Origin of the sequence: Collinsella sp. CM84Y_54 (assembly GCF_036317945.1) — a bacterium.
In the GTDB taxonomy this organism is placed as follows: domain Bacteria; phylum Actinomycetota; class Coriobacteriia; order Coriobacteriales; family Coriobacteriaceae; genus Collinsella.
In genome coordinates, this window is the sequence record NZ_JAWQCX010000001.1 from 300,391 (window position 1) to 325,347 (window position 24,957).

Genomic DNA, 24,957 nt, shown 5'->3' on the forward strand with positions numbered 1-24,957 from the left:
AAAGTTACTTGCGACAAGGTCGCAGCTAGTCATTGATTGCCCCGACTGGAGCGAGTCCTCTGTTAAAGATGGACTGAGACGTTTTCACCAATTTGGGTCCGTGCATATGGTCATTCCATAGCCACGGACCCGAATCCGCGCCTACGGAATGACCATATGCACGGACTGTGCGGCCTTGTCCTTATTGGAATCGAGGTGCAATGCTCTGCGACTGTATCAGTAAAACTGATTTGAATATCCTGAGAAATCATCTGAGGGTTTATCGTGACGTTAATAAACTGCCCTTGTTTATCTTTCCCTGCGGCGGTGATCAGAGTCTGCATTCCTCTCGACGATTCTTTAGAGCTTATGTGTCCAACAATCACACCGAGGCTTTAAAAAACGTTTTTTGTCTTACCGCCGAAGACGTAGCGGAGGAAATGGACGGTTCGAGACTTAATTTACTTCAGCAAGAGGCCATGCTTGCCGACATATCTGACTGGATATTGATTTTTGCAGAGAGCTGTGGATCTTTTTGCGAGTTGGGCGCTTTCTCCGCTTTGCCTCATGCTGCTTGGATTACCTCTGTTGCTGTTGGAAAGCAATATAAGGGCTCTCGGAGCTTCTTGATTGATGGGCCAGTGGAAGAAATAGCCACGGGCGACTCCTCGCTTAACAAAGTCTTTTACTTAGACTTAAATAACCCAATGTCTTCGCCTGACTTGTGCCGCTTTGTTTCTGAACTAAGACCCCTTATTGGTGTTAATGCTACTAAGCGGGGCAAGGCTAGCCAAAAGGCCGCTAGAAAGATGATCAATCTAGACGAGTCCAAGATTAACGTGGGCTCGCTCGTCCATGAGTTACTTGATTTGCTTCAATTATTGGGCCCCATGTCGGAGACCGATTTACGAACGATATACTGTGCGGCCAAAGGCTTCCGTGCTAGTAAGCTCAAAATATTCTCGCCCATTTTAAATGCAGACATGAAAAATGCCGGCGTTCCGATATCTTGGTCGGATGTTTGCTGCATGATGAGAGCTACCGGTCTTGTTTCTAAAGTGAGATGCAATAGGGGTCCGGATTATCTGATTAAAAGCACGATACACCTTGATTCCTATTTCATGTTTAAGAGATACGAAGACCGAGATTTCTTAAATATGAGGGCGCGGGTAATCCTTCGTAAGAGATCAATGGGGTATGGAGGCGTTGCCGGTGTCTATTGCGGATAGAATTTGCTTCGACCTTGGAATGACAAATCGTCAGCTATTGGGCCTTGTAAGCTCAACGACAGATAGGTATCACTGTTTTTCTGCCGGTGGGAGAAAGATTGTTGCGCCTCGGCCAGATTTGAAGCTCGTCCAATGTTGGATTTCGGATTATATAAATACGGAGTTTGATATAGATCTTCCTTACGCTACAGCCTACGAAAAGGGCTCAAGTGTCTGCCGTAATGCCGGGCTCCATGCTAAGAGTAGTCATTTTCTTCTGCTTGATATTCGTCATTTCTTTGAGTCCTGCACTCAGCAAATGGTTAGGAATTTGTTTTCAGGGGGAACGTATCGGTCGACGAACACTGAATCTCGCTCGCGTCTTACTGCAGACGATGTCGATCTTCTTGTAACTCTATCTTGCTATCGGGGCTCTCTTGCAACGGGCTCTCCGTGCTCGCCTTTTATCGCCAATCGCATAATGGCTTCGTTTGACCATGAGATTGCAGCTAGACTAGGCGATAGATTCGTCTACTCGCGATACTCTGACGACATCTGCATTTCATCAACTGAATGGATAGACTCCGCGGAGATTTCAGCCATTGTCGATGACCGCCTAAAGCAAAAGGGTTTTGATCTGAATAAGGACAAAACTCGTTGTTTTGGGCGAGGGCACCTTCGTAAAATCACGGGCATCTATCTTGACTGCAATGGCGTCCTTCGACTGGGGCCCCAAAGAAAAGCAGAGCTAAAGTGCTCGTTATACCAGGTGCTTATGCGCGAGTGCGATCGTAATTACGCCCATCGCGTTTTAGGCCACTTGAGCTTTTGCAAACAGGTTGAACCGGATTATTGCAATGCGCTTTTAGCCAAGTACGCGAGCTATGGTAAGGCTGTTTCTTGCGGAGGAGTTATGCCAGCGTTAGTAGAGCTCGCCTATGGGTGATTGGCGGGCGACTTGCTGGCGGCATGTGACGGTTGTGTTGGCTTGCTTTTTGAACCATTCTCGAATTGGTTGCATATTCTATTAAATTTTGGACAGTTAATACTTCGAGGGAGTCGAAGCGCTTTGAGTATTTACTGCTTGAGCACCGCTGAATATCGCGAATCAATGCCGCCGATATTGCGCTTTGGCACCGGGCCCGACACTGGTCCCGGTGCTTTTTTACTACCGTTTTCTTGCTAACGTCCGGTCCTGCTGCGCTGCCGCATGTTGACTTCGCTCATTGTTAGTACAGGTCGTATCATGCGCGTCTTTGTCCGTGATGGTTGTTTCTTCTCGGATGAAGTGGTCGAACGATCGGATTTTAAGCTAATGAACTGGGGCTATTTAATAAAATCCTTCCTCCTGATGCGACCAAGGTGGCGGTCCAGTTCGTATAAAGCGTCAATGTAAAGCTCGGCAGAATTGCGTATGTCTCGCATGTCGAGGCAGCATCTTTCAAAGTGCAGCTTGCCTTTTTGTTCTGTGGCGCTGCGGATATTGCGACATGTCATCAATGCGATGTCATTATCGCCCACGCAGCTGATTCTTGAAAATCCTTTTGGTGTGATGCGATAAATAACTGCCTTAGGAAAGGAATCAAGTAGGCTTTTCCCTCTTATATCAATGCAGATTCTCCCTTCTGGTCCAAAACCATAATCCTGATGTCTAATTGAATTGAGGGGGTGGGCAATAACTACCGAACGAACAACTTGGAGATACTTGCTCGCGTCGTCGAGTTCGCTTTGTTTAGAGAACTCAAAATCGTTTTTGATCTCTTTTCTCAGACAGTTCTCTTTAATTTGCCAGAACGCATCTTTTATCCATGTAGCAAGTGCCACAAGATAAACGGTGTCCTTTGGGTTGGGCAAGAAGCCCCCGCCGATAGTGGAATTGAAATCTTGAATGCTGTATTTAGCCTTAAGGATGAGATCGGACATTAATTCAAAATGATCGGAGTCCTTCCAGGGCCATTTCTTCCATATGCCGCCTCCGTGTTCACCTAAATCATCGGTGGTCTTTATTTTTTCGAATGCTTGCATGTCTCTCCTGTCTATTCGATTTGCTGCAGCGCTCCTTTTATTGTCTTGATATCAACATGGTTCCCATTAATGGCTAAAATCTGCCTGCTACCCAAAGAATGAGTCCAAAGGTTGATTTGGAGGATTAGCGGCATAGGATTGATGGACCCCGAGCTTTCCCTTAAAGTAAGCCTTGTGATGAGGCCTTGCGACGGTATGTCCGGCTTGGTCCGTGGTAACCGCCGAAAGGCGGTTTTCGTGTTTAAGGGGCTGTTTACCGAGGGCATTTGTCCGTATCCGCTTCTGGGCAGTGGGCTTTTATCGCGAATTTCGGAAGTGCGGGGAAAATCGAAACTTGCCGCGCACACTCCGATTTTTGCCAACAAAATCGCAGGCCGCAAGAGTCCAAACCTGGGGCCTAGTCGACAGGTCCCATTTTTTACCGCACTTCCGAGTTCACCTGTCGATAATGTGCGGCGGCCTCTGGAACCTCCGAGAGCGTCGGCCTTTTAGCATAAAGCGCATCGCCCCCCCGGGGGGCTTCTGGGGCGCGGCTCTTCTGGTTAAACTACTCAATTCTTAATGCTCACCGTGCTTAATTCTCGATGACCATTCGGACTATTTTTAAGTGGGCATCAACAGGTTGAGTCGGGGAGGGGGGAGCTGAGGTGGATGAGGCGTATTTGTCCTGGCGTTATGTTCCGCACTTATTTGACCATGCGCGATACGGTAGCTTCAGCTTGCGGCTGTTTTGCGCTTCTTCGAGATCCCACACCGTACCTTCCAGGTCCGATTTATGTCCGCGCCAGTAGTTATGCTTTAAGCAAAGCGGCACGAGTGAACTTGCTGCAAGCCTCATGCTGTGAGCGCGTTAAGCAATCGGTCGTGAAGGTGAGGTGAGTATGAAAGGTAGAAACCAGCACGTTACGAAGCGGGCGGATGGCAAATGGCAGGTTAAGGGCGAGGGAGCGCGTCGCGCTTCCTTTGTTACGACGACCCAGGGCGAAGCTATAAAGCGCGGTCGTCAAATTAGTTCTAATCAGCACTCTGAGCTAATCACCCATCGTCCCGATGGCAGAATCCGCGCAAAGGATTCCCATGGGCACGATCCCTTCCCGCCGAGAGGATAGGGGCTTGACGCCATTGCGGCTGCGGGCATGGATTAGCGTGTCCGCAGCCGCAAACGCCTGCCGGAAGTATGCGGCAAATTCTGGAACCCCCGAGCACAACGGCTTTTCCGCATAAAGGATCCGCAGGCAGAAGCATTGCGGCATTCCGGAGTGCTCGGCATGCTAGGGATTTGCCGCATACTTCCGAGTTTTGGCCTTGTACCCTTTGCTCCACATACTGCAAACACTTGATTGATGCTATTTAAGGTCTATAATCAAATAAAAACTCTGAAATATCTTTTCAAAACAATGAAAGGAATTTTGAGGACGATGCTTTGCCAGTTTACCTTCAGGAACTATAGATCCTATCGCGACGAAACTGTGCTTTCCATGCAGGCAACATCGATGAGGGAGTTCGAGCGCTCCCTCATAGAGTGTCCTGACGGGCAGAGTTTCCTTCCGGTAGCTGCGGTTTACGGGCCTAACGCTGGCGGCAAGTCTAACCTGCTCGAGGCTCTTGACTATATTCGTTCGGCGGTGGCAAGGCCGATCAGATTGTTGTCTGCCAGCACTGATGCGCCAGAAGGTAACCGATCTTCGATACCCCGTTGCTCTGCGTTCGAGTTCGATGACGTGTCGGCTGCTAAGCCCACCGAGTTCGAGCTCTACTATCGCGCGGGTGAGCATGAGTACCGCTATGCCCTGTCCGTGCATGCGGACGAGATCGTGTCCGAAGGATTGTGGCGGCGCAAATTGGGGGCGTCACGCACGGCGATGCTGTTCGAGCGCGAGGGGACAGGGGTTGAGCTTGGTCCCACGTTGCGTAAGCTCGTGACGGCTGCGAGATTCAACCCGAGCCTGCCATACCTGTCGTTTCTCTGCATCAACTTTGACGCGCCGGTGATCAAAGAGGCCGCCAGTTGGTTTCTTGATGGGGTGTTCCTGAACTACAACAGCTCCTATCTGGAGCAGATGCTCGAACAGTTGCTCGACGAGGATGACTCACTCGAGATCACGCGTTTTCTGCGTGCCGTTGACGTACGTATCGATGGCTTTAGGGTTGAGAAAGCTCCGGAATGGCGCGGCCAGCGCGTCTTCGTAAAGCATGAGGTGGACGGCAAGGGCTATGATCTGCGCCTGTCCGAGGAGTCGGCCGGTACTCAGAAGCTCATGGGGTTGGCGTCGTTTCTGCTGGCGGCGCTCGAACGCGGCGGTACCGTCGTTGTCGACGAGCTCGACGCCAAGTTGCATCCGAAGCTCCTGCGCTACGTGATTCTGCTGTTCAAAGATCCCGAAGTCAACAAGAGCGGCGCGCAGCTCATCTTCTCGTCTCAGGACGTGTCCACTATGCGAAACGATGTTTTTCGCCGCGACGAGATATGGTTTGCTGCACGCGGCGAGTGGGAGGCGAGCCAGCTATGGTCGCTCGCCGACATCCACGAGGCAAATGGTAACCTGGTCAGCAAGAACGCGGCATTCGACAAGCAGTACCTGTCTGGCCGCTATGGTGCCGACCCGTATCTCACGCGCATTGAGGAGTGGGATTAATATGGCCGCGAAAAAGTCGAGGGACTGGCGCAGCGGCAAGCGCGAGGGACGCTCTCGCATGGTACAGATGACGCGCCATCTCGTGGTGACCGAGGGCAAGGAGACTGAGCCTCGATACTTTGAGGGCGTGCGCGCCGCGTTAGGCGCAGCAAATGAGCGGAAGGTTGCCGTAGTCGTTAAGGGGACTGGCAAACATACTCTCGACCTACTTGACTTCGCTGTCGAACACTGTCGCTATGCTCCTGAGACGTTTGACCATGTGTGGCTTGTATTTGATAAGGATGATTTCCCTGCATCCGATTTCGATGCGATGGAGAGCAAATGCGCCGAGCTCACCGATGGATTGAGGACGTTTCATGCGCTGTGGTCGAACCCCTGCTTTGAGCTGTGGCCCCTTCTGCACCTTCGATATACGACTGCTCCCATGTCGGCCGCAGAGTGCCAGCGTGGCCTCGCTCAAGCCATGTCTAAAGACCTGGGCATTGAGTACCGCAAGAATTTGGCAGGGCTGTTCGAGGTGGTGGACGGCAAACGAGGCGAGGCGTTGCAGCGTGCTGGACGCCTCGTCACATACCATAGGGGGCTGGGTAACGTTAAACCATCCGCGCAAAACCCTGCAACCAAGGTGGGCGAGATATTCGATGTGATTGGGCCGTATCTGGTTTGACGGTCAAGTTCGATCGGGCTTGATGGGACTGGAGATTCATGAAAGATGTTGTTTCGGGCTGCCTGCCGTCTTTAACTGGATTGACCTTTTGGGGCCCGATAGGATACTAGGCCGAATCTAGCGGTATTGACGCAGTCAACCTATGGGCTCGCACGTTGCTGCTGCTAGCAGCGGATCGGGTGAGGACTGCTGCTTCTTTGGCCTGTACGCCTCCGATGGCCAGTTTGCCGTGGACGCCTCCTGGGTGGACGCGACCGGCGCCATAGCCGATGCTGCCTGCGAGAGTGGCTCACTTACGTCGGCGCAGTTTGTGACGCCGATGGGCGGGGCCTTTGGTACCGCCTGTGTTATGGATGCCAGCGGGGCCGTAGCTCAGCATGTGGTAATTGAACCCACAGGCGCCCAGCCGCCGGCGGGGAAGACCCAGCCCGATACCGATGAGCCCACCGGTGGCAATCCCGCGGGGGATACAAAGCCCGGTAGCGAAGAAAAGCCCGGTGATGAGACCAAGTCCAGCGAAAACCCGCCCCCACGCCTGATTCGTCGCCCAAGTCGGACGCCAAGCCTGCGCCCGCGTCCTCCAAGACGCCTGCGACCAAGACTACCAAGAAGACCTAGCCCGCAACAACGCAAACCGCCGCGCTCCCTAAGACCGGCCACGGTGACTGGGTGGTTGCGTGCCTTGCCTTAGTCTTCTAGGTATGTTGTTGGCCACCATAAAAGTTCGGGCACTTCGCTGAGGGGCATATTTGCCAATGTAGTTTCTACCGCCTCTTTCCCACAATTCTCTGAGTCAATAATGCAGATTGCTTGAACTCGGCTTGGGGCTTGCCCTGTATTTGAATTTGAGTTAACTTAACTTATAAGTTAATCATATTTGGTTTCATCTGAAGCGGAGGGGGTGGCCTTTGGCTAGTGACTATGAGCTTGTCGAATATGTTGATCCCGAGGGACGACCTTTTTGGGAACTAACCACCTCCCCTGAGAACTCTCAGTTTCAGAAGATGATGTCGGATCCTAAAACGAAGTTTACCGCCCGTAAAATGATCAATCAGATTTCAAAAATCTATGATTACGGGCTTAAGGATGTCACTGGAACGTCAAAGCTTCGATGTATCGAGCCTAAGATTGGGCTATACGAACTCAAGGGTTTTGATGGGGTTAATCGAGAAATGGTCTACGCGATTTGCCAAGGCGTGGACAAGATTGTTTTGCTTTTTTGGTTTAAGGGCCATCAAGGCTCGGGAAATATTTCCAAAGAAATTAAACGCGCAAAACTGTTGGCCCCGATAGCAAAGCAGCTTTTGGAGTCATAGCGTCGGCTTTTTTGCCCGCTTACGAAATGGAGACTTGTAATGGTTAAGGTCGATTTATCAGACTTTTACGCGGAAACGGAAACGAGCGAAACCCGTGCCTTTGAGCACGCACTAGATATTGAGTTTATTGTTCATCGCGAGATGCAGCGCTCGGGCTTGAGTAAAAGCGAGCTGGCAAAGCGTATGGGCGTGAGTCTTCAGTCGCTTTCGAAATTGTTGAATTCTCAGCCCAACATGACGCTGAAAACAATCGCTAAGTTTGAGCTTGCGTTGGGTATCAAAATCATTCCTCAGGTCATTTCCAGTTATTCGAATGAAGCACCGTTTTCTTCGTCTAATAATTCTGTTCGAGAACAATGGTCTTCATTTAATAGCGACTGCTCTACGAAACGATTGAACTTTGAGATGATTCCGGGAGGTTTGGCTGCATGAGCAAGGATTTTATTGCGCCTATTCAGGTTGTTCATTTGTTTGTTGTTGACTCAACTTTTCATATTGAGAATGAGCCCTCCCGGAATATGGATTTAAAAGTTGACGTTAGCTATCAGGACGTCCATCTATTGAGGAACAAGGCGGGCGAGCGTGCAGACTTAAAGCTGTATGTGTGTGGCAGTCTGATTGATAGAGACGATGCAAAGGAAAAAATGCGCGCTGATGTGACGGTTGCTATTTCGGTGTCAACAAAAATGCCGTTCGACATTTCAGACGATGAAGCGCGCCGTTATCTTCTCTCTAATGCGATTTCCATGGCGTATGGTCACGCTAAGAGCTATCTGATGGTCGTTACTGGACTTTCGCCCATGGGGGCTTTGACGCTGCCTGCAATTCTTCCTTCGGAATTGGCAGCGGACAGCGATGCGTCTTTCCAAAGTGAGTAAGCTGTTCCCGAGTTGGATTTTGCATGCCACTGTGTGCAAATGTAACGGGGTGCCGAATCGGCAGTTTGACTGATTCGGCACTTATATTTCGAAGCTTCTAGTTGAAGCCCTGCGATGCCCGTGATACGACAGCTAAATTGACCGTGACGTCCTGTCTTGCGATGCGCATGTCGCTCCTCACGGGTATCATGGTGAAAGCGATTTCAAAGACAGGGGTGCTCGTGGTTAAGATGAAGGATGTGGCCGAGCTGGCCGGCGTTTCGAGCGCTGCCGTCTCGCGCTACCTCAACGGTGGCTACATATCGGCGGACAAGGCCGAGCGCATTAAGCAGGCGATTGAGCTGACCGGATACGTGCGGTCCAGCCAGGCTCGCGCGCTGCGCACCGGTTCCACCAAGCTCATCGGCGTCATCGTGCCCAAGATCAACTCGGAATCCGTGAGCCGCATTACCGCCGGCATTGGCCAGGTGCTCGGTCACCGTGGCTACCAGATGCTGCTTGCAAACACCGACAACGCGGCCGATCGCGAGCTCGAATACCTCGATTTGTTCCAAAACCACCCAGTTGATGGCATTGTGCTGGTGGCAACCATGATCACCGACGAGCATCGTCGGGCGATTGAGTCGTGCCGCGTGCCCATTGTGCTGATTGGCCAGAATGTCGAGGGTGCGGCGTGCGTCTATCACGACGATTACGAGGCCGCCTTTGAGCTGGGCCATGCGCTTGCGGGTCGCGTGGACGGCAAGATTGCCTACATTGGAGTTACCGAGGAGGACCGCGCGGCTGGTTATGACCGCCGTCGCGGTTTTGAGGCCGGCCTGCGCGCCGCGGGCATGGCGCTTGATCCGAGCCTGATTCGCCAGGGGTCCTTTACGCTCGACTCGGGCTATGGTGCGGCGCGTGAACTGCTTTCCGTCGCTCCCGATGTTTCGTTTATCGCCTGCGCGACCGACACCATGGCGGCGGGTGCGCTGCGTGCCATCGATGAGGTTCGCGGCATGGGCGAGGGCATACACTGCGTGAGCGGTTTTGGCGACAACGCGTTTTTGCGCGCGCTGACGGGCGGCATTCCCACCGTGCATTATGGTTACCTGACCAGTGGCGTCGAGGCGACCAATATGTTGCTCAACACGCTCGATGGCGTGGAGGGGGAGAGCGGTCTCAAGACGCTCAAGCTCGGCCATCAGCTTATGAATGTCTAGGTTTTGGGCACGTCTGTCTGCCTCTGAGTCGCCTGTTTTTGCCTTAAAACTACCTTTCGCCGGCTTTTTCCTACCGTTCACCCTACTATGAAAACGATTACAGACATATGAAACTGAAAACGATTACAGTTTAAGTGTCAAAGATGGCCGGGTGCACATGCGCCCGTTGGAGGAAAGGGAAGTCATGGACTACCGCAAATCAGCCCAAGAGGTGCTCGACAACATCGGTGGCGCCGACAACGTTGTTTCGGCCGCACACTGCGCCACGCGTCTGCGCCTGGTGATTGCCGATAACGCCAAGGTTGACAATGAGGCCCTCGAGAATATCGACGGCGCTAAGGGCGTCTTTGAGGCCCAGGGCCAGCTGCAGATTATTTTTGGCACCGGCACCGTCAACAAGGTCTACGAGGAGTTCATCGCGCTCAGTGGCGTCGAGGCTGCCACCAAGGCCGAGGTCAAGGAGGCCGCGGCGCAGCAGCAGAACATCTTTATGCGTGCCATTAAGGTGCTCGGCGACGTCTTTGTCCCCATCATCCCCGCCATCGTGGCTTCGGGCCTGCTGCTGGGCATTATGAGCGCCCTCAACTTTATGGCCTCCAACGGCTTTATCGCGCTCGACACCAATAACTTTATCTATAAGATCGCCGACCTGGTCTCGGGCACGTCCTTCGGCATTCTGCAGATCCTGATCGGCTACTCCGCGGCTAAGGCCTTTGGCGCCAACCCGTATCTGGGCGCCGTCGTCGGCGGTGCGTTCATCAACTCCTCGCTGCAGAGCGCCTACACGGTTGCCTCCGAGGGCGTGCAGACTATGGTCACCGTCATTCCCGGCGTGTACAGCTTTGAGTGGGTCGGCTATCAGGGCCATGTGATCCCCATCGTTATCGCCTGCGCCATTCTGGCCTTCCTCGAGAAGCGTCTGCACAAGGTCGTTCCCGAGATGTTCGACCTCTTTGTGACCCCGCTCGTCTCGGTGTTCGTGACCGTGCTCGTGACGCTCGTTGCCGTCGGCCCCATCTTCGTGTGGGCCGAGAACGCCATCCTCGGTCTGATCCAGGCCCTGCTGACCCTGCCCTTCGGCATCGGTTCCTTTATCGTCGGCCTGTTCTATGCCCCCACGGTCGTTACCGGTATCCACCAGATGTACACCGCCATCGACCTGGGCCAGCTCGCTCAGTACGGCGTGACCTATTGGCTGCCCATCGCCAGTGCCGCCAACATCGCCCAGGGTGGCGCTGCGCTCGCCGTTGCCTTTAAGACCCGCGATGCCAAGATTAAGGGCCTGGCGCTTCCTTCGGCTCTGTCCGCCTTTATGGGCATTACCGAGCCTGCCATCTTCGGCGTGAACCTGCGTTTCTTTAAGCCCTTCATCGCCGGCTGCATCGGCGGCGGTTGCGGTGCCCTGGTCTGCGCACTCACCTCGCTTGCTGCTTCCGGCACGGGCGTTACCGGTATCTTCGGTATCCTGCTGTGCCTGGCCCAACCCGTGCAGTACACGATCATGTTTGCGGTCGCCGCGCTGGTTTCCTTTGGCGTCTCGTTTGTCCTGTACAAGGACGAGCCCAAGGCTTCCGAGCAGGCCTAAGAGCTTTTGATTGAGGGAATGCCCGCGGGCTGTATGCTCGCGGGTGTTTCCCGCATCTGGCGCCGATCTGTGGCGCCTTGTAACTTTCGATCCGTTAGGACTTTGATATGTCTAATGCACTTGGCCGGGACCTTGCAAAGCTGGTTGCCGCTGTTGACGCCGCCGCCTCTGAGTGCGGTCATGGCGCGTATGGCCAGCGCTTCCATATTATGCCGCCGGCGGGCTGGCTCAACGACCCCAACGGTCTTTGCCAGGCGGGCGGCGTGTTTCATGCCTATTTTCAGTATGCGCCGTTTGATGTCGAGGGCGGCGTTAAGGTCTGGGGTCATGCGACGAGTCGCGACCTTATGACGTGGGACTACGTTGGCGCTCCGCTACTGCCCGACGAGCCGTTCGATTGCCACGGTGTGTATTCGGGCTCCGCGCTTGCCGAGGACGGTCGCATTCGCGTGCTGTACACAGGCAACGTGAAGCTTTCCGATGCGGACGGCACGTACGACTACGTCAATACCGGCCGCCGCGCCGATACCGTTTATGTGGAGAGCGTCGATGGCCTTGCCGGTCGGGAGTTCAGCCAAAAGCGCGTGGTGCTGGCGTCCGAGGATTATCCCGAGAATTTGACCTGCCACGTGCGCGATCCCAAGGTGTGGCGTGACGCGGATGGGCGTTATCACATGGTGCTGGGCGCCCGTCGTCGCGTGGATGGTCCGCATGTCGATAGTCGATTTTGCGCCATGCACGGCGAGGGCGCCGGTCGCGATGTGGGCGAGATCCTGGTGTATGGCTCGGCCGATATGCTGAGCTGGGAGCTCGAGAGCCGTGTGTCTACGCCCGAGCGTTTTGGCTTTATGTGGGAATGCCCTGGCTATATTGAGCTCGATGCGAATGGCGATACCGCTGCATTTTTGTCGTTCTCGCCCCAGGGCCTTGAGGGCGGTCGTTGGGATCGCGGCAATGTGTATGCCGCTGGCTACATGCCTGTATCGGGCGACATTACGGGTGGCAAGGACGCTTATGAGCTGGGCGAGTTCCGCCTGTGGGACGCCGGTTTTGACTTCTATGCGCCGCAGGAGTTCACGGCCGAGGACGGTCGCCATATTCTAATCGGCTGGATGGGCATGCCCGATGAGCCGACCTATGGCAACGCACCGACCGTGGTGTGCGGCTGGCAGCACTGCATGACGGTGCCGCGCGAGCTTACGGCCGGTGACGGCGGCGTGGTACTGCAGCAGCCGGCGCGCGAGATTGAGCACCATTATGCCTCGGTGCGTGTAGGGGAGGGCTCGTTGGAGGTTGCCGGCGATACCTGCTTTGACGTTGTTGTCGACGGTGTCGACGGAGCGTTCACCGCAACCGTTGATGGCGAGTTGAAGCTGTCGTTTGTGCCCGCCGAGGGCGAGCTGCCCTCGCGCTTTGAGATGCGATTTACCGATGAGGGTCGCGCTTCTGCCGGTTGCGGTCGTACCGTGCGCTGGGAGCCCATCGACGAGGTTCGTAACGTGCGCATTGTCGGCGATGTCTCGTCGGTCGAGGTGTTTGTGAACGATGGCGCGCTCGTGTTTTCGACACGCATCTATCCCGAGGCCTATGGTGTGTCCGTTGACGCCCCGGGTGCGAACGTAAACTACCATACGCTCAGCATTTAGGCGAGTCGTCGCATATCGGCGCTATACTGCAGCCGTTGCCCACGATGCGGGGAACACCCGCATCGTGGGTTTTTGCTTATGAGGGGACGGTGCCGCGTGGATGTACGGCAACTAGAAGAGGCCTGGGCTTTGAGGTCCAGTGCGCGCGAGGCGCGTCTTGTTGCGGCCCCGCATGTGCCGGCGGCTCTGTCGCTGCTGGGTATTGTGCGTCCCGGTGACCGCCTGGTGGCCTTTGCGGATGACTTTGCCGATGCGTTTGCGCACGGCTTTGTAGGCTGTGATGTTGTGCTTGTGGACCCGCCGTCGGTTGCGGCGTTTACTGCCGCGTCCGAGGATTTTGATGCTTCGTTTGATGCCGAGGGGCCGCACCTGTGGTGGTTTGTGAACTCTATCGGCGGGTTTGGTCTGCGCGTTCCCGATCTCCGTGCGTTAGGCCGCGCAGCGCGTGAGGCTCATGCGCTGCTCGTGGTGGATAACACCGTGGCTGGTGTCTTTGGGTGCGATCCGTTGCGCTTGGGTGCCGTGCTGTCACTTGAGGCGCTCGACCGTGTGTGCGCTGGTAAGGCTCCGCGCAAGTTGGTCGCCGCTTCGGTGGCGCGCTCGCAGCTCAAGCGCCATCGTGTGGATACTGCTGCCGAGTGCGCGCACGTATTGTTTGCAGGCTGCGGTGCTTTGGCACTCGACCTTTCTACCGAGGAGACCGACGTGCTGGAGCGCGGGCTGGACTCGCTCGATACCCGCATGCAGGCGCATTTCGACCACGCCCGTGCGCTGGCCGAGTACTTGGCTGCGAATGAGATGGTGCGCAACGTGCGCTATCCCGGGCTGAGCTCGCATCCCGACCATGCGGTTGCAACGGGAATTCTCGAGCACGGCTTTGGCCCGGCAGTTGAATTCGACCTTATCGAGCGTAGTGCGGATGATCTGTTCGTTGCTTTGCCGGAGGAGTTTCGCACATCGTCCGCCGGCGGCGCAACGACGCGCCTTTCGGCCCCACGCGGCGAGCAGGGGAGCACCATCCGCCTCTTCGCCGGTACGGACGACCCCTTGATCGTGGCCGCCACCCTAGATAATGCCTTCCGCAACTAGCTAAATCATCCTCGTCTTCATAAGTTGCGGTGAAATATGGATTGATTTACGGCTTTAACCGCATAAACAGTTCCTATTTCACCGCAACTTAGGAGAAGGGGTTGTGCAGCTAAAAAAGCCCCGTCCCAAATTAGCTACTTTTTGATGCTGGCGATGAGGTCGTTGGCTTTGGTGGCGATGACGTTGTTGATCTCGCCCTGCAGCTCCTCGTAGACCGCGATGGCTCGCTCGCCGGCGGGGGTGAGGGTGGATCCGCGGGCGCCGTCGCGCTCGATGAGTTTGCATCCCAGCTGGCCTTCGGCCTCGTTTACGATGCGCCAAGCCTTGGAATACGCCATGCCCATGCTTTTGGCGGCCCGGTTGAGCGAGTGCTCGCGGGCGATACCTTGCAGCAGCAAGACGCAGCCGTGGCCGAAGACACCTGGCAATTCCTTGTCGCACGCTTGAATGACCAACTTTGCCGTCGTCTTGTACTCCATGTGCTCCACGTCTCCCCGCTAAAGTGCTTGCTGGGCAAACGCAAAGCCTGCGTCAAACCCTCGTGTGCTCTTCTTAAATCATGCATTGTAGCAGTCAAAGTGCGTTAAGATACTTCCCCAGTATTGGGCGCCCAAGGTTGGGCTGGGTCCTACGAGGCCTGCAGCCGACCGGTCGCATGGAAAAAGGAGAAACATGGCTACGTTCTTTCCCGGTGAGTCCCACACGTTTTCGGAGTATCTGCTGGTCCCTGGTTACTCGTCCTCGCAGTGCATTCCCAACAACGTCTCTCTCAAGACGCCGCTGACCCGCTTTAAGCGCGGTGAGAAGCCGGCAATCACCCTGAACATCCCCATGGTTTCCGCCATCATGCAGTCCGTCTCGGGCGTCGACATGGGTGTCGCGCTCGCTACCGAGGGTGGCCTGTCCTTCATTTACGGTTCCCAGAGCGCCGAGTCCGAGGCCGCTATGGTCAAGGCCGTCAAGGATCACAAGGCCGGCTTCGTTCAGTCCGATTCCACGCTGACCCCCGACATGACCATGGAGCAGGTCATCGAGCTCAAGGAGAAGACCGGTCATTCCACCATGCCGGTCACTGACGACGGCACTCCCAAGGGTAAGCTCCTGGGCATCGTCACCAGCCGTGACTATCGCCCCAGTCGCGATGACCACCAGACGAAGGTCTCCGAGTTCATGACCCCGCGTGAGCAGCTCATCGTGGGCGACAAGAACATCAGCCTCAAGGTTGCCAACGACGTCATCTGGGACAACAAGCTTAACGCCCTGCCGATCGTCGACGACAACGATCACCTCATGGGCATCGTCTTCCGCAAGGACTACGACAGCCACAAGACCAACCCCAACGAGCTGCTCGATAGCGACAAGCGCTACATGGTCGGCGCCGGTATCAACACCCGCGACTATGCCGAGCGCGTGCCGCTGCTCATCGAGGCCGGCGCCGATGTCCTGTGCATCGACTCTTCCGAGGGCTTCAGCGAGTGGCAGAAGCGCACCATCGAGTGGATCCGCGCCAACTATGGCGAGGACGTCAAGGTCGGTGCCGGTAACGTCGTCGACGCCGAGGGCTTCCGCTTCTTGGCCGACTGCGGTGCCGACTTCATCAAGGTCGGTATCGGCGGCGGTTCCATCTGCATCACCCGTGAGACCAAGGGCATCGGCCGTGGCCAGGCCACCGCGCTGATCGACGTCTGCCGCGCCCGTGACGAGTACTACGAGGAGACTGGTGTCTACGTGCCCGTGTGCTCCGACGGTGGCATCGTCTACGACTACCACATGACGCTCGCCCTTGCCATGGGTGCCGACTTTATGATGCTAGGCCGTTACTTCGCCCGCTTCGACGAGAGCCCGACCGAGCGCGTCAATGTGAACGGTCAGTACATGAAGGAATACTGGGGCGAGGGTTCTGCGCGTGCCCGCAACTGGCAGCGCTACGACCTGGGTGGTGCCGCGAAGCTCAGCTTCGTCGAGGGCGTCGACTCCTACGTTCCCTATGCCGGCTCCCTCAAGGACGGCGTGGGCGGCACGCTCTACAAGGTCAAGTCCACGATGTGCAACTGTGGTGCCCTCTCGATCCCCGAGCTCCAGGAAAAGGCACGCCTGACCCTGGTGAGCTCGACCTCGATCGTCGAAGGCGGCGCCCACGACGTTGTCGTCAAGGACTCTCAGCAGAGCGTCAGCTACCGCTAAACGGCTTTCCCAAGCACCGCACCTTGCCGTTCAAACCGTCGCTCGCGTACCAAAGTACGCGTCGCTCCTCTTTCACGGCAATCTGCGGCACTTGGAAAACCCGACCATACATGGGCGGGTAACATTTAGCGGTTGATTCACAACCACGTTATTTAGATAAAGCGAGATGCCTGCAAGTCGCAGGCATCTCGCTTGTTGTATTTGCTATTATCAGTCGAGTCAACCTTAGGGTCGGGCGGCTTAGCTTTGTTCGCTACAAGTTCCGCACGCAAAGAAGAGCACTAAATGTGCTCTTCGTCTTGCGCAGGACTGTCCGCAGTAGCGAATAAAGCTAAGCCGACCGACCCCAGCAAAGATTAAAGGAGCTGATATGTGCGATTGCACAGATCATAAGGACGAGATCCCTGCCTACGACGCGCAGGCCATTGAGTCCAAGTGGATGAAGGCCTGGGAGGACTCCAACCTCTTTGCCGTCGACACCGACGACAGCAAGCCCAAAAAGTATGTGCTCGAGATGTTCCCGTATCCGTCGGGCGACCTGCACATGGGCCACGCGCGCAACTATACCATCGGCGATGCCATGGCCCGTCAGGCCCGCATGCGCGGCTTTGACGTGCTGCACCCCATCGGCTTTGACGCCTTTGGCCTGCCTGCCGAGAACGCCGCCATCAAGCACAATACGCAGGCTGCCGCCTGGACGTATAAGAACATGGACCAGGCGCTCGCCACGATGAAGCGCATGGGCTTCTCCTACGATCTGGATCGCATGGTCAAGACCTGCAGCCCCGACTACTACCGCTGGGGTCAGTGGATCTTTGAGAAGCTGTGGGAAAAGGGCCTGGTCTACCGCAAGAAGAACCCGGTCAACTGGTGCCCTAACTGCAAGACCGTTCTGGCCAACGAGCAGGTCACCGAGGGCAAGTGCTGGCGCTGCGGCACCGAGCCCGAGAAGCGCGACCTGGAGCAGTGGTACTTCAAGATCACCGAGTACTCCCAGGAGCTGCTCGACGACCTGGAGAAGCTCCCCGGCTGGCCCGAGCGTGTCAAGCAGATGCAGGCCAACTGGATCGGCCGCTCCGAGGGCGCCGAGGTCGACTTTACCCTGTGCGACCAGGATGGCGAGCCCATCGAGGGCGACGAGGGCAAGATTACCGTCTTCACCACGCGTGCCGACACCCTCTTTGGCGTCTCCTTCTTTGTCCTGGCTCCCGAGTACGCTCGTCTGCACGAGCTCGTCGAGGGCACGGAGTACGAGGAGGCCGTCACCAAGATCGTCGAGGACTCTAAGCATATCTCTGCCGTCGAGCGTGCCCAGGGCACCCTCGAGAAGCACGGCGCCTTTACGGGCCGCTACGTGGTGAACCCCGTCAACGGCGAGAAGGCCCCCGTGTGGGTTGCCGATTATGTCGTGGCCGACTACGGCACCGGCGCCGTCATGGCCGTTCCCTGTGGCGACCAGCGCGACTTTGAGTTTGCCCGCAAGTACGACCTGCCGATCGTGCCGATTATCCTGGACGATGACGATCGCGCTGCCGTCGAGGCCAGCGGCGAGACCATCGATACCTTCCATGCCGAGACCGTCGACTGGGATTGCGCCCACGCTGCCGAGGGTACGCTGGTCCAGTCCGGCAAGTACACCGGCATGCGCGGCGGTAAGCACTCCGAGGGCGAGGCTGCCATCGTGGCCGACCTCGAGGCCATGGGCTGCGGCCGTCGCAAGGTCGAGTTCCGCCTGCGCGACTGGCTCATCAGCCGTCAACGCTATTGGGGCAACCCCATCCCGGCCATCCACTGCGAGCACTGCGGCATCGTGCCAGTGCCCGAGGATCAGCTCCCGGTGACGCTGCCGGAGAACCTGGACCTGGGCGCTGGCGAGACCCTCGCCGAGTGCAAGGACTTCTACGAGACCACTTGCCCGGTCTGCGGTCGCCCGGCCAAGCGCGAGACCGATACCATGGACACCTTCACCTGCTCCAGCTGGTATTACCTGCGCTATACCGACCCGCACAACACCGAGCTGCCCTTCTCCCGCGAGGCGGCAGACCGTTGGATGCCCGTCGATAACTACATTGGTGGCATCGAGCACGCCATTTTGCACCTGCTCTACAGCCGCTTCTTTACCAAGGCGCTGCGCGACCTGGGTCTGCTGAGCGTGGACGAGCCCTTCACCAACCTGCTGTGCCAGGGCATGGTCAAGGACGAGAACGGCGACACCATGTCCAAGTCCAAGGGCAACGTTGTGCCCCCGAGCTCGGTTATCGAGCCCTACGGCGCCGACACCATGCGTCTGGCGATCCTGTTTATCGCCCCGCCCGAGAAGGACTTCGACTGGGATCCCAAGGCCGTCGAGGGCGCCAACCGCTTTATCAAGCGCGCCTGGCGTATCGTGTGGCAGCTCGTCCAGTCGGGTGACGCCAGCGTGGCCTTCGACAAGTCCGTGCTCGACGAGGCTGCGATGAAGCTCTATCGCGAGCGTCACCGCACCATCGCCAAGTGCACCGAGGACTTCGATCGCGGCCAGTTCAACACCGCGATCTCGGCCGTCATGGAGCTCGTCAACGCGGCGAGCGCCTACCTCAACGCCACCGAGGGCGCTGACCGCGACAAGGCCCTGTGCTACGGCGTGGCCAAGGACATCGTGAGCGTCCTGGCGCCCATCTGCCCGTTCTGGGCCGACGAGCTGTGGCACGAGGCGCTCGGCTGCGAGGGCAACGCCTACACCGCCGCCTGGCCCGAGTTCGACCTGGCCGAGTCCATCGAGGACACGGTGCAGATCGTCGTCCAGGTGCTCGGCAAGGTCCGCGGCCGCATTGACGTGGCCCGCGATGCCTCCAACGAGGAAATGCAGGCTGCCGCCGAGGCTGCTGTCACCAAGTGGACCGAGGGCAAGACGGTCGTCAAGGCCATTTGTGTGCCCGGCAAGCTGGTCAACCTGGTGGTTAAGTAAGCACTGCGAGCATAACTGACGCATAAAAGACGAGGGGCGATCCGATGGGGTCGTCCCTCGTTTTGCGTTGTATGCCCCGCTTGGCTTGCGCCGAGCGTCACCCGCTACGGAATGTGCACCAGGTCCCTAAAGTAGACGTTGCCCGTCTGCTCTTCGAACATCCAGATGTTGAGGTAGATGTCGTTGAGGTCGTTGTTCACGTCAAAGTCCGGATCGTCGAAGGTGCCTACAAAGGTGAGCATCGCGGTCGTTTCTTCGCCTGCGGCGACAGGCTGGCGCATGCGCACGTCGCGGACGACACCGTTGACGTAGGCATAAGCATCAACATCGCCAAACATCATGTCGGCATCGGCGTTGTTTGTCACCGCAAAGACCAACACGGCGTCGCCGTAGCCATCCGTGTCCTTGCCCACGCAGGCAACATGGACGTTCTCGTCTGCCTCAAGGTCAATGGGGAACTGTTCTTGAGGGTCGGGACCTAGGCCCTGGGGGTCGACTCTATCTTCGTCGATTTTGTCGAAACGCTCCGAAGGCGTCGTTTTCTCGATGGCTTTGGTGCTGCCGAGATCCGGCTTGCATGGTCCGGTTTTACCATCGACGTTGCTGCAGCCCGCCAGGGCGAACGAGCAGGCAGTGATGACGAGTGCGGTCGCGTTGAGGGTGCCTAGGCGTTCCATGGTGTCTCCTTGCCGTAGAGGATCCGGAAGGTTGTGCGGTCAATGCGTGCGGTGGGCTTTTTTGCTACGGAATGCCTTTCAGCTCCAGTCTGGCCGATGTGCGACCAAGGATGGAATGCCCATAGGGCCCGATTTGGCCGGTGCGCTGGGACGCATGGCCCGTTTTGGGGCTTTTGGGTGGGCGCCGCACAGGAGTCCTCGCCTAATTGTCCTATTCTTGTGGAGAAGCTGTGGGCGCGCTGACCTGCGAATTTCTTTGACGCTTGCACGTTTTCGCAGGTATTGGTATAGTTTGCTTGCAAATGAAGTTGTAATTGAAAGAAGTGGGGTTTCGGCCCCGCTTCTTTTTTGTATGGATGGAGGTGCCGCAATGGTCAAGACCAAGACCGAGCAGGCGATCATCGACGCGCTCGAGGCCGTCGCTCCCCAGCACGATGTCGATATTGTCGACGTTGAGCTCGTGGGCGCCACCAAGGCCCCCTGCGTGCGTGTGCGTATCGAGGGTGCCGAGGGTCAGAGCCTGTCGCTCAACGACGTCACGGCCAATACCAAGTGGGTCGGCGACGTGATCGAGGAGCTCGACCCCATTTCTTCGAGCTACACGCTCGAGGTGTCGAGCCCGGGTATGGCGCGCCCGCTGCGCCGCCCGCGCGACTTTGCCCGCTTTGTGGGTGAGGACTGCGAGCTCACCTCCACCGCCACCGAGGGCCGTCGCAAGTACTCCGGCAAGATTGTCGCCGCGACCGAGACGAACGTGACCCTCGAGCTCGAGGACGGCGAGTCCGTCACCCTCGATTTCTCTGATGTTAAAAAGTGCAAGTTGAAGCCCACCTATGACTTCAAGCCCGCGAAGGAAGGAAACTAACATGGCAGCATCCGACATGATGTCCGCCCTGATGGAGCTTTGCCAGGAGAGGCACATCGACCAGCTCTACCTGATCGACCGCCTGGAGCAGTCGCTCGCCAAGAGCTATGCCGAGATCCTGCATCTTGAGTGGGGCGCCAAGGTGACCATCGACCGCACCACCGGCAAGATCTACGTCTACCGTCTGGAGCCGATCGACGATTCCATGGACGAGGAGGGCAACTTCACCGAGTTCGAGGAGATCGACGTCACCCCCAAGAACACGAGCCGCATCGCCGCCCAGCACGCCAAGGCCGAGATCAACGCCATCGTGCGCAACTCCGCCCGCGAGCAGATCTACGAGGAGTTCTCCGGCCGTATCGGTGACCTCATCAGCGGTACCGTGCTGCAGTCCACGCCCGACTTCACGATCGTCAAGATCCGCGATGGCGTCGAGGCCGAGCTGCCGCATTTTGACCAGCGTCGTTACGAGAACGAGCGCAACGAGCGTCCGATGGGCGAGCGCTATCTGCACAACCAGCACATCAAGGCCGTGATCATCGACGTCTGCGACCCCAACTCCAACCTGCAGCCGGTTCGCGGCGAGCACAGCCGTCCGCCGATCGTCATCTCCCGCACCCATCCCGAGCTCATGCGTCGTCTGTTTGAGCAGGAGGTGCCCGAGATCTATGAGGGCACCGTCCAGATCAAGTCGATCGCCCGCGAGCCCGGCCAGCGCTCCAAGGTCGCCGTCCACTCGCTCGACGATCGCCTGGATCCCGTGGGCGCCTGCGTCGGTCCCAAGGGCAGCCGTGTTCGTGCCGTCGTAGGCGAGCTTCGCGGCGAGCGCGTCGACGTCATCCTGTGGGATGCCGATCCGGCCGTCTACGTCGCCAACGCCCTGTCGCCCGCCAAGGTCACCCGCGTCCTCATCGACGAGGAGAAGGCCTACGCCGGCGTTATCGTGCCCGACGACCAGCTTTCGCTCGCCATCGGCAAGGAGGGCCAGAACGCCCGCCTCGCCGCACGTCTGACCGGCTGGCACATCGACATCAAGTCTGAGACCCTTGCCGCCGACATCCTCAAGAACGTCCCCGTTCACGAGGAGCCCGCCGCCGACTTGATCGGTGACGAGGAGGACGACGTTCGTCGCTGCGAGTACGTGTCCGAGGACGGCATCCAGTGCCGCAACCAGGCCCGTCCCGGCTCCCGTTTCTGCGGTGTCCACGACACCGACGCCTTCGATGATGCGGAGGACCTGATCTAGCGCGCGGTCGCGTCGGGCGGGTCCCGGCGCATCTCCCACGCTCGTTCAGTCTCTAGGCACCAAAGGTGCCAGAAAGGGTAGGTGAAGTCATATGGCAAAAGTCCGTGTGTCCACCCTGGCCAAAGAGTTCGGCATGACCTCCAAGGAACTGATGGGTCATCTCGCCGAAATGAAGATTCCCGCTAAGTCCGCTTCCTCCGCTCTGGAGGACGCTTACGTCGCCATGGTCCGCAAGCAGCTCGCCTCGGTGATCGAGGCCCGCGCCAAGGAAGTCGAGGCCGCCAAGCAGGCCGAGGAGGAGGCAGCCGCCGCCGAGGAGGCAGCGCGCGCTGCCGAGGCCGAGCGTGAGCGCATCGCCGCCGAGAAGGCACGCGAGGAGGAGCGCCGCCAGTTCGCCGCCGCCCAGGCTGCCGAGGAGGCCGCCCGCGCCGAGGCCGAGGCCAAGAAGAAGGCCGAGCAGGAGCGCCTTGCCCGCGAGAAGGAGGAGGCTGCCCGCGAGGCCCAGCGCCGCGCCGTTCCCGCTTCCGACTCCGGTTCGCGCTTCCGTTCGCTGCTCGACCAGATCGCCGCACAGGAGACCGTGCTCAAGGAGAAGAAGGACGCCGAGGAGAAGGCCAAGGCCGAGCGCGCCTCCGAGCGCGGCAACCGTCGTAGCGGCAACAACGACCGTCGCGGTGGCCGTCGTAACGATCGCAACGCCTCCGACAACAACTCCGATCGCAACGCCTCCGAGAGCCGTCCGCACAGCCATCGCACCAACGCTAGCAACAACGTCGCTGCCGGCATGGACTTCCCCAACCCCGACAAGCAGGGCAAGGGCAAGAAGCGCAAGGGCGGTCACGGCAACGATGAGGACCACTACAGCCGCATGGCTCGTGAGGCCGAGGAGTACAGCCGCGAGAAGGTGCTCGAGGAGGCCCGCGCCGCCGTCGAGGAGGCCTCTCGCGAGTCCACCGGTCGCCGCAAGAAGCGCAAGGAGAAGCGCGAGCGCGAGGCTGCTAAGGCTCAGGAGGAGCGCAAGATTGAGGAGGCGCTGGCCCAGGGCGTGAACCCCGAGGAGCTCGACGCCATCAAGGTCTCCCAGGGAGTTACCGTCCAGGAGCTCGCCGAGGCGCTCGACGTTCCGGCCAACGACATCATCAAGCGCCTGTTCCTGCTGGGCACGCCGCTTACGATGACGCAGTCCATGTCCGACGACCTCGTCGAGCTCGTTGCCGACGACCTGGGCCGTCAGATCAAGATCATCACCCCCGAGGAGGAGAACACCTTCTCGTTCTACGACGATCCCGCCGACCTTAAGCCCCGCGCCCCGGTCGTCACCGTCATGGGTCACGTCGACCACGGCAAGACGAGCCTGCTCGACGCCATCCGTCACACCGGCGTCGCTGCCGGCGAGGCGGGCGGCATTACCCAGGCCATCGGCGCTTCGCAGGTCATGATCAACGACCGCAAGATCACCTTCATCGATACCCCGGGCCACGCTACCTTTACGGCCATGCGTGCCCGCGGCGCCAAGGTGACCGATATCGTCATCCTGATCGTGGCTGCCGACGACGGCGTCATGCCTCAGACCATCGAGTCGATCAACCACGCCAAGGCCGCCGGCGTACCCATCGTCGTCGCCGTCAACAAGATCGATAAGCCGGGCGCCAACCCCGACCGCGTGCGCCAGGAGCTCACCGAGTACGGCATCATCCCCGAGGAGTGGGGCGGACAGAACATGTTCGTCAACATCTCGGCCAAGCAGAAGATCGGTATCGACGACCTGCTCGAGACCGTGCTGCTCCAGGCCGACGTTCTCGAACTCAAGGCCAACCCCGACACCTTTGCCTCCGGTAACGTCCTCGAGGCCAAGCTCGACAAGGGCCGCGGCTCGGTTGCTACCGTGCTGGTGACCCGCGGTACCCTGCACGTGGGCGATACGCTGGTCGCCGGCCTTACCTATGGCCGCGTCCGCGCCATGCTCGATCCCAAGGGCAACGCCGTCATCGAGGCCGGCCCCTCCGATGCCGTCGAGATCTTGGGCCTTCAGTCCGTGCCCAACGCCGGCGACGAGTTCCGCGTTTTCGAGGACGAGCGCGAGGCTCGCGCCCTGGCCGATGAGCGTTCGCTTAAGGCACGTATCGAGGAGCAGAGCCGCGTGAAGCACGTCACGCTCGAGAACCTCTTCGAGACCATCGCCGACGCCGAGGTCAAGGAGCTCAACCTGATCATCAAGGCCGACGTCCAGGGTTCCATCGAGGCCCTTCAGGACTCGCTCGACAAGATGGATCAGTCCGAGGTCCGCATCAACACGATCCACTCCGCCGTCGGCGCCATCAACGAGACCGACGTCGTCCTGGCCGATGCCTCCAACGCCATCATCATCGGCTTTGGCGTGCGTCCCGACGGCAAGGCCCGCTCCGCCGCCGAGCGCGAGGGCGTCGAGATCCGTTGCTACGACGTTATCTACAAGTGCCTCGAGGAGCTCGATGCTGCCCGTATCGGCATGCTCAAGCCCACCGAGGTCGAGGTTTCCACGGGTACCGCGACCGTCCTGGACACCTTCAAGGTGCCCAAAGTCGGTATCGCCGCCGGTGTCCGCGTGGAGGAGGGCGAGATCGCCGCGACCGATTCCGTTCGCCTGGTGCGTGACGGCATCGTGGTCTTCAACGGCAAGATCGCCTCGATGCGCCACTACAAGGACGAGGCCAAGAGCCTCAAGAGCGGTTCCGAGGGCGGCATTGGCCTGGAGAACTTCCAGGACATCAAGCCCGGCGACCAGATCGAGGGTTACCGCATCGACCAGGTTGCCCGTACCGAGTAGG

General features: G+C 58.1%; 20 protein-coding genes. 17 read left to right on the plus strand and 3 right to left on the minus strand.

Going from position 1 to position 24,957, the window contains the following annotated elements; translation table 11 throughout:
• Positions 1–200: 200 nt before the first annotated feature.
• On the plus strand, positions 201–1,208 hold the full coding sequence (locus V2391_RS01360) for a retron St85 family effector protein (RefSeq protein WP_329737954.1): 1,008 nt from the start codon (positions 201–203) through the stop codon (positions 1,206–1,208).
• A 19-nt stretch (positions 1,209–1,227) separates the two neighbouring features.
• Entirely contained in the window at positions 1,228–2,133 is a 906-nt protein-coding gene (locus V2391_RS09625; protein WP_442877996.1) for a reverse transcriptase domain-containing protein, read from the plus strand.
• Positions 2,134–2,513: 380 nt separating this feature from the next.
• On the opposite strand, the gene V2391_RS01365 is transcribed toward V2391_RS09625, so the two are convergent.
• Positions 2,514–3,212: a hypothetical protein gene (locus tag V2391_RS01365; protein ID WP_329737955.1), complete on the minus strand. Its 699-nt coding sequence runs from the start codon at positions 3,210–3,212 to the stop codon at positions 2,514–2,516.
• An 881-nt stretch (positions 3,213–4,093) separates the two neighbouring features.
• On the opposite strand from V2391_RS01365, the gene V2391_RS09630 reads away from it, so the two are divergent.
• From V2391_RS09630 to V2391_RS01410, 10 genes are all read left to right on the plus strand, one after another.
• Positions 4,094–4,321: a DUF2188 domain-containing protein gene (locus V2391_RS09630; RefSeq protein WP_195534616.1), complete on the plus strand. Its 228-nt coding sequence runs from the start codon at positions 4,094–4,096 to the stop codon at positions 4,319–4,321.
• Positions 4,322–4,705: 384 nt separating this feature from the next.
• Positions 4,706–5,848, plus strand: a complete 1,143-nt coding sequence (locus tag V2391_RS01370; protein WP_329738229.1) for an AAA family ATPase — start codon at positions 4,706–4,708, stop codon at positions 5,846–5,848.
• A 1-nt stretch (position 5,849) separates the two neighbouring features.
• Positions 5,850–6,515 carry an RloB family protein gene (locus V2391_RS01375; RefSeq protein ID WP_329737956.1) on the plus strand — a complete coding sequence of 222 codons (666 nt, stop codon included), beginning with the start codon at positions 5,850–5,852 and terminating at the stop codon, positions 6,513–6,515.
• Between the two features lie 908 nt (positions 6,516–7,423).
• Positions 7,424–7,831 carry a hypothetical protein gene (locus tag V2391_RS01380; protein ID WP_329737957.1) on the plus strand — a complete coding sequence of 136 codons (408 nt, stop codon included), beginning with the start codon at positions 7,424–7,426 and terminating at the stop codon, positions 7,829–7,831.
• Positions 7,832–7,870: 39 nt separating this feature from the next.
• The gene (locus tag V2391_RS01385) at positions 7,871–8,263 is read left to right on the plus strand and encodes a helix-turn-helix transcriptional regulator (protein ID WP_329737958.1); all 393 of its coding nucleotides are present in this window, start codon (positions 7,871–7,873) and stop codon (positions 8,261–8,263) included.
• Complete coding sequence (locus V2391_RS01390) at positions 8,260–8,709, plus strand: hypothetical protein (RefSeq protein WP_329737959.1); 450 nt, start codon at positions 8,260–8,262, stop codon at positions 8,707–8,709. The genes V2391_RS01385 and V2391_RS01390 overlap by 4 nt, the downstream gene beginning before the upstream one ends.
• A gap of 230 nt (positions 8,710–8,939) precedes the next feature.
• Positions 8,940–9,911 carry a LacI family DNA-binding transcriptional regulator gene (locus V2391_RS01395; protein ID WP_329738230.1) on the plus strand — a complete coding sequence of 324 codons (972 nt, stop codon included), beginning with the start codon at positions 8,940–8,942 and terminating at the stop codon, positions 9,909–9,911.
• A 184-nt stretch (positions 9,912–10,095) separates the two neighbouring features.
• Positions 10,096–11,496: a PTS transporter subunit EIIC gene (locus V2391_RS01400; RefSeq protein WP_329737960.1), complete on the plus strand. Its 1,401-nt coding sequence runs from the start codon at positions 10,096–10,098 to the stop codon at positions 11,494–11,496.
• 107 nt (positions 11,497–11,603) lie between these two features.
• Complete coding sequence (locus V2391_RS01405) at positions 11,604–13,142, plus strand: glycoside hydrolase family 32 protein (protein WP_329737961.1); 1,539 nt, start codon at positions 11,604–11,606, stop codon at positions 13,140–13,142.
• Between the two features lie 78 nt (positions 13,143–13,220).
• Positions 13,221–14,231 (plus strand): PLP-dependent transferase, encoded by a 1,011-nt coding sequence (locus V2391_RS01410; RefSeq protein ID WP_329737962.1) that lies wholly within the window; start codon positions 13,221–13,223, stop codon positions 14,229–14,231.
• Positions 14,232–14,365: 134 nt separating this feature from the next.
• On the opposite strand, the gene V2391_RS01415 is transcribed toward V2391_RS01410, so the two are convergent.
• Positions 14,366–14,710, minus strand: coding sequence for a winged helix-turn-helix domain-containing protein (locus tag V2391_RS01415; protein WP_329737963.1), 345 nt, complete (start codon positions 14,708–14,710; stop codon positions 14,366–14,368).
• Positions 14,711–14,903: 193 nt separating this feature from the next.
• Between V2391_RS01415 and V2391_RS01420 the strand changes: the two genes are divergently transcribed.
• Both V2391_RS01420 and leuS read left to right on the plus strand, forming a co-directional pair.
• A complete protein-coding gene (locus V2391_RS01420; RefSeq protein WP_329737964.1) occupies positions 14,904–16,415 on the plus strand; it encodes an IMP dehydrogenase in 1,512 nt (503 codons plus the stop codon).
• A gap of 370 nt (positions 16,416–16,785) precedes the next feature.
• Positions 16,786–19,362 (plus strand): leucine--tRNA ligase, encoded by a 2,577-nt coding sequence (gene leuS, locus V2391_RS01425; protein WP_329737965.1) that lies wholly within the window; start codon positions 16,786–16,788, stop codon positions 19,360–19,362.
• A gap of 104 nt (positions 19,363–19,466) precedes the next feature.
• Here the strand turns inward: leuS and V2391_RS01430 are convergent, their stop codons facing one another.
• Complete coding sequence (locus V2391_RS01430) at positions 19,467–20,039, minus strand: hypothetical protein (protein WP_329737966.1); 573 nt, start codon at positions 20,037–20,039, stop codon at positions 19,467–19,469.
• Positions 20,040–20,409: 370 nt separating this feature from the next.
• On the opposite strand from V2391_RS01430, the gene rimP reads away from it, so the two are divergent.
• The 3 genes from rimP (at position 20,410) to infB (ending at position 24,956) form a co-directional block, all read left to right on the plus strand.
• Positions 20,410–20,904 carry a ribosome maturation factor RimP gene (rimP, locus tag V2391_RS01435; RefSeq protein ID WP_055251153.1) on the plus strand — a complete coding sequence of 165 codons (495 nt, stop codon included), beginning with the start codon at positions 20,410–20,412 and terminating at the stop codon, positions 20,902–20,904.
• A 1-nt stretch (position 20,905) separates the two neighbouring features.
• Positions 20,906–22,150, plus strand: a complete 1,245-nt coding sequence (nusA, locus tag V2391_RS01440) for a transcription termination factor NusA (RefSeq protein ID WP_329737967.1) — start codon at positions 20,906–20,908, stop codon at positions 22,148–22,150.
• A gap of 91 nt (positions 22,151–22,241) precedes the next feature.
• Entirely contained in the window at positions 22,242–24,956 is a 2,715-nt protein-coding gene (infB, locus tag V2391_RS01445; protein WP_329737968.1) for a translation initiation factor IF-2, read from the plus strand.
• The last annotated feature ends 1 nt before the right edge of the window (position 24,957 follow it).

Coding starts and splice junctions, on each gene's coding strand:
- V2391_RS01360 (WP_329737954.1), top strand. CDS start 201: ATGCTCTGCGACTGTATCAGTAAAACTGATTTGAATATCCTGAGAAAT.
- V2391_RS09625 (WP_442877996.1), top strand. CDS start 1,228: ATGACAAATCGTCAGCTATTGGGCCTTGTAAGCTCAACGACAGATAGG.
- V2391_RS01365 (WP_329737955.1), bottom strand. CDS start 3,212: ATGCAAGCATTCGAAAAAATAAAGACCACCGATGATTTAGGTGAACAC.
- V2391_RS09630 (WP_195534616.1), top strand. CDS start 4,094: ATGAAAGGTAGAAACCAGCACGTTACGAAGCGGGCGGATGGCAAATGG.
- V2391_RS01370 (WP_329738229.1), top strand. CDS start 4,706: ATGAGGGAGTTCGAGCGCTCCCTCATAGAGTGTCCTGACGGGCAGAGT.
- V2391_RS01375 (WP_329737956.1), top strand. CDS start 5,850: ATGGCCGCGAAAAAGTCGAGGGACTGGCGCAGCGGCAAGCGCGAGGGA.
- V2391_RS01385 (WP_329737958.1), top strand. CDS start 7,871: ATGGTTAAGGTCGATTTATCAGACTTTTACGCGGAAACGGAAACGAGC.
- V2391_RS01390 (WP_329737959.1), top strand. CDS start 8,260: ATGAGCAAGGATTTTATTGCGCCTATTCAGGTTGTTCATTTGTTTGTT.
- V2391_RS01395 (WP_329738230.1), top strand. CDS start 8,940: ATGAAGGATGTGGCCGAGCTGGCCGGCGTTTCGAGCGCTGCCGTCTCG.
- V2391_RS01400 (WP_329737960.1), top strand. CDS start 10,096: ATGGACTACCGCAAATCAGCCCAAGAGGTGCTCGACAACATCGGTGGC.
- V2391_RS01405 (WP_329737961.1), top strand. CDS start 11,604: ATGTCTAATGCACTTGGCCGGGACCTTGCAAAGCTGGTTGCCGCTGTT.
- V2391_RS01410 (WP_329737962.1), top strand. CDS start 13,221: ATGAGGGGACGGTGCCGCGTGGATGTACGGCAACTAGAAGAGGCCTGG.
- V2391_RS01415 (WP_329737963.1), bottom strand. CDS start 14,710: ATGGAGTACAAGACGACGGCAAAGTTGGTCATTCAAGCGTGCGACAAG.
- V2391_RS01420 (WP_329737964.1), top strand. CDS start 14,904: ATGGCTACGTTCTTTCCCGGTGAGTCCCACACGTTTTCGGAGTATCTG.
- leuS (WP_329737965.1), top strand. CDS start 16,786: ATGTGCGATTGCACAGATCATAAGGACGAGATCCCTGCCTACGACGCG.
- V2391_RS01430 (WP_329737966.1), bottom strand. CDS start 20,039: ATGGAACGCCTAGGCACCCTCAACGCGACCGCACTCGTCATCACTGCC.
- rimP (WP_055251153.1), top strand. CDS start 20,410: ATGGTCAAGACCAAGACCGAGCAGGCGATCATCGACGCGCTCGAGGCC.
- nusA (WP_329737967.1), top strand. CDS start 20,906: ATGGCAGCATCCGACATGATGTCCGCCCTGATGGAGCTTTGCCAGGAG.
- infB (WP_329737968.1), top strand. CDS start 22,242: ATGGCAAAAGTCCGTGTGTCCACCCTGGCCAAAGAGTTCGGCATGACC.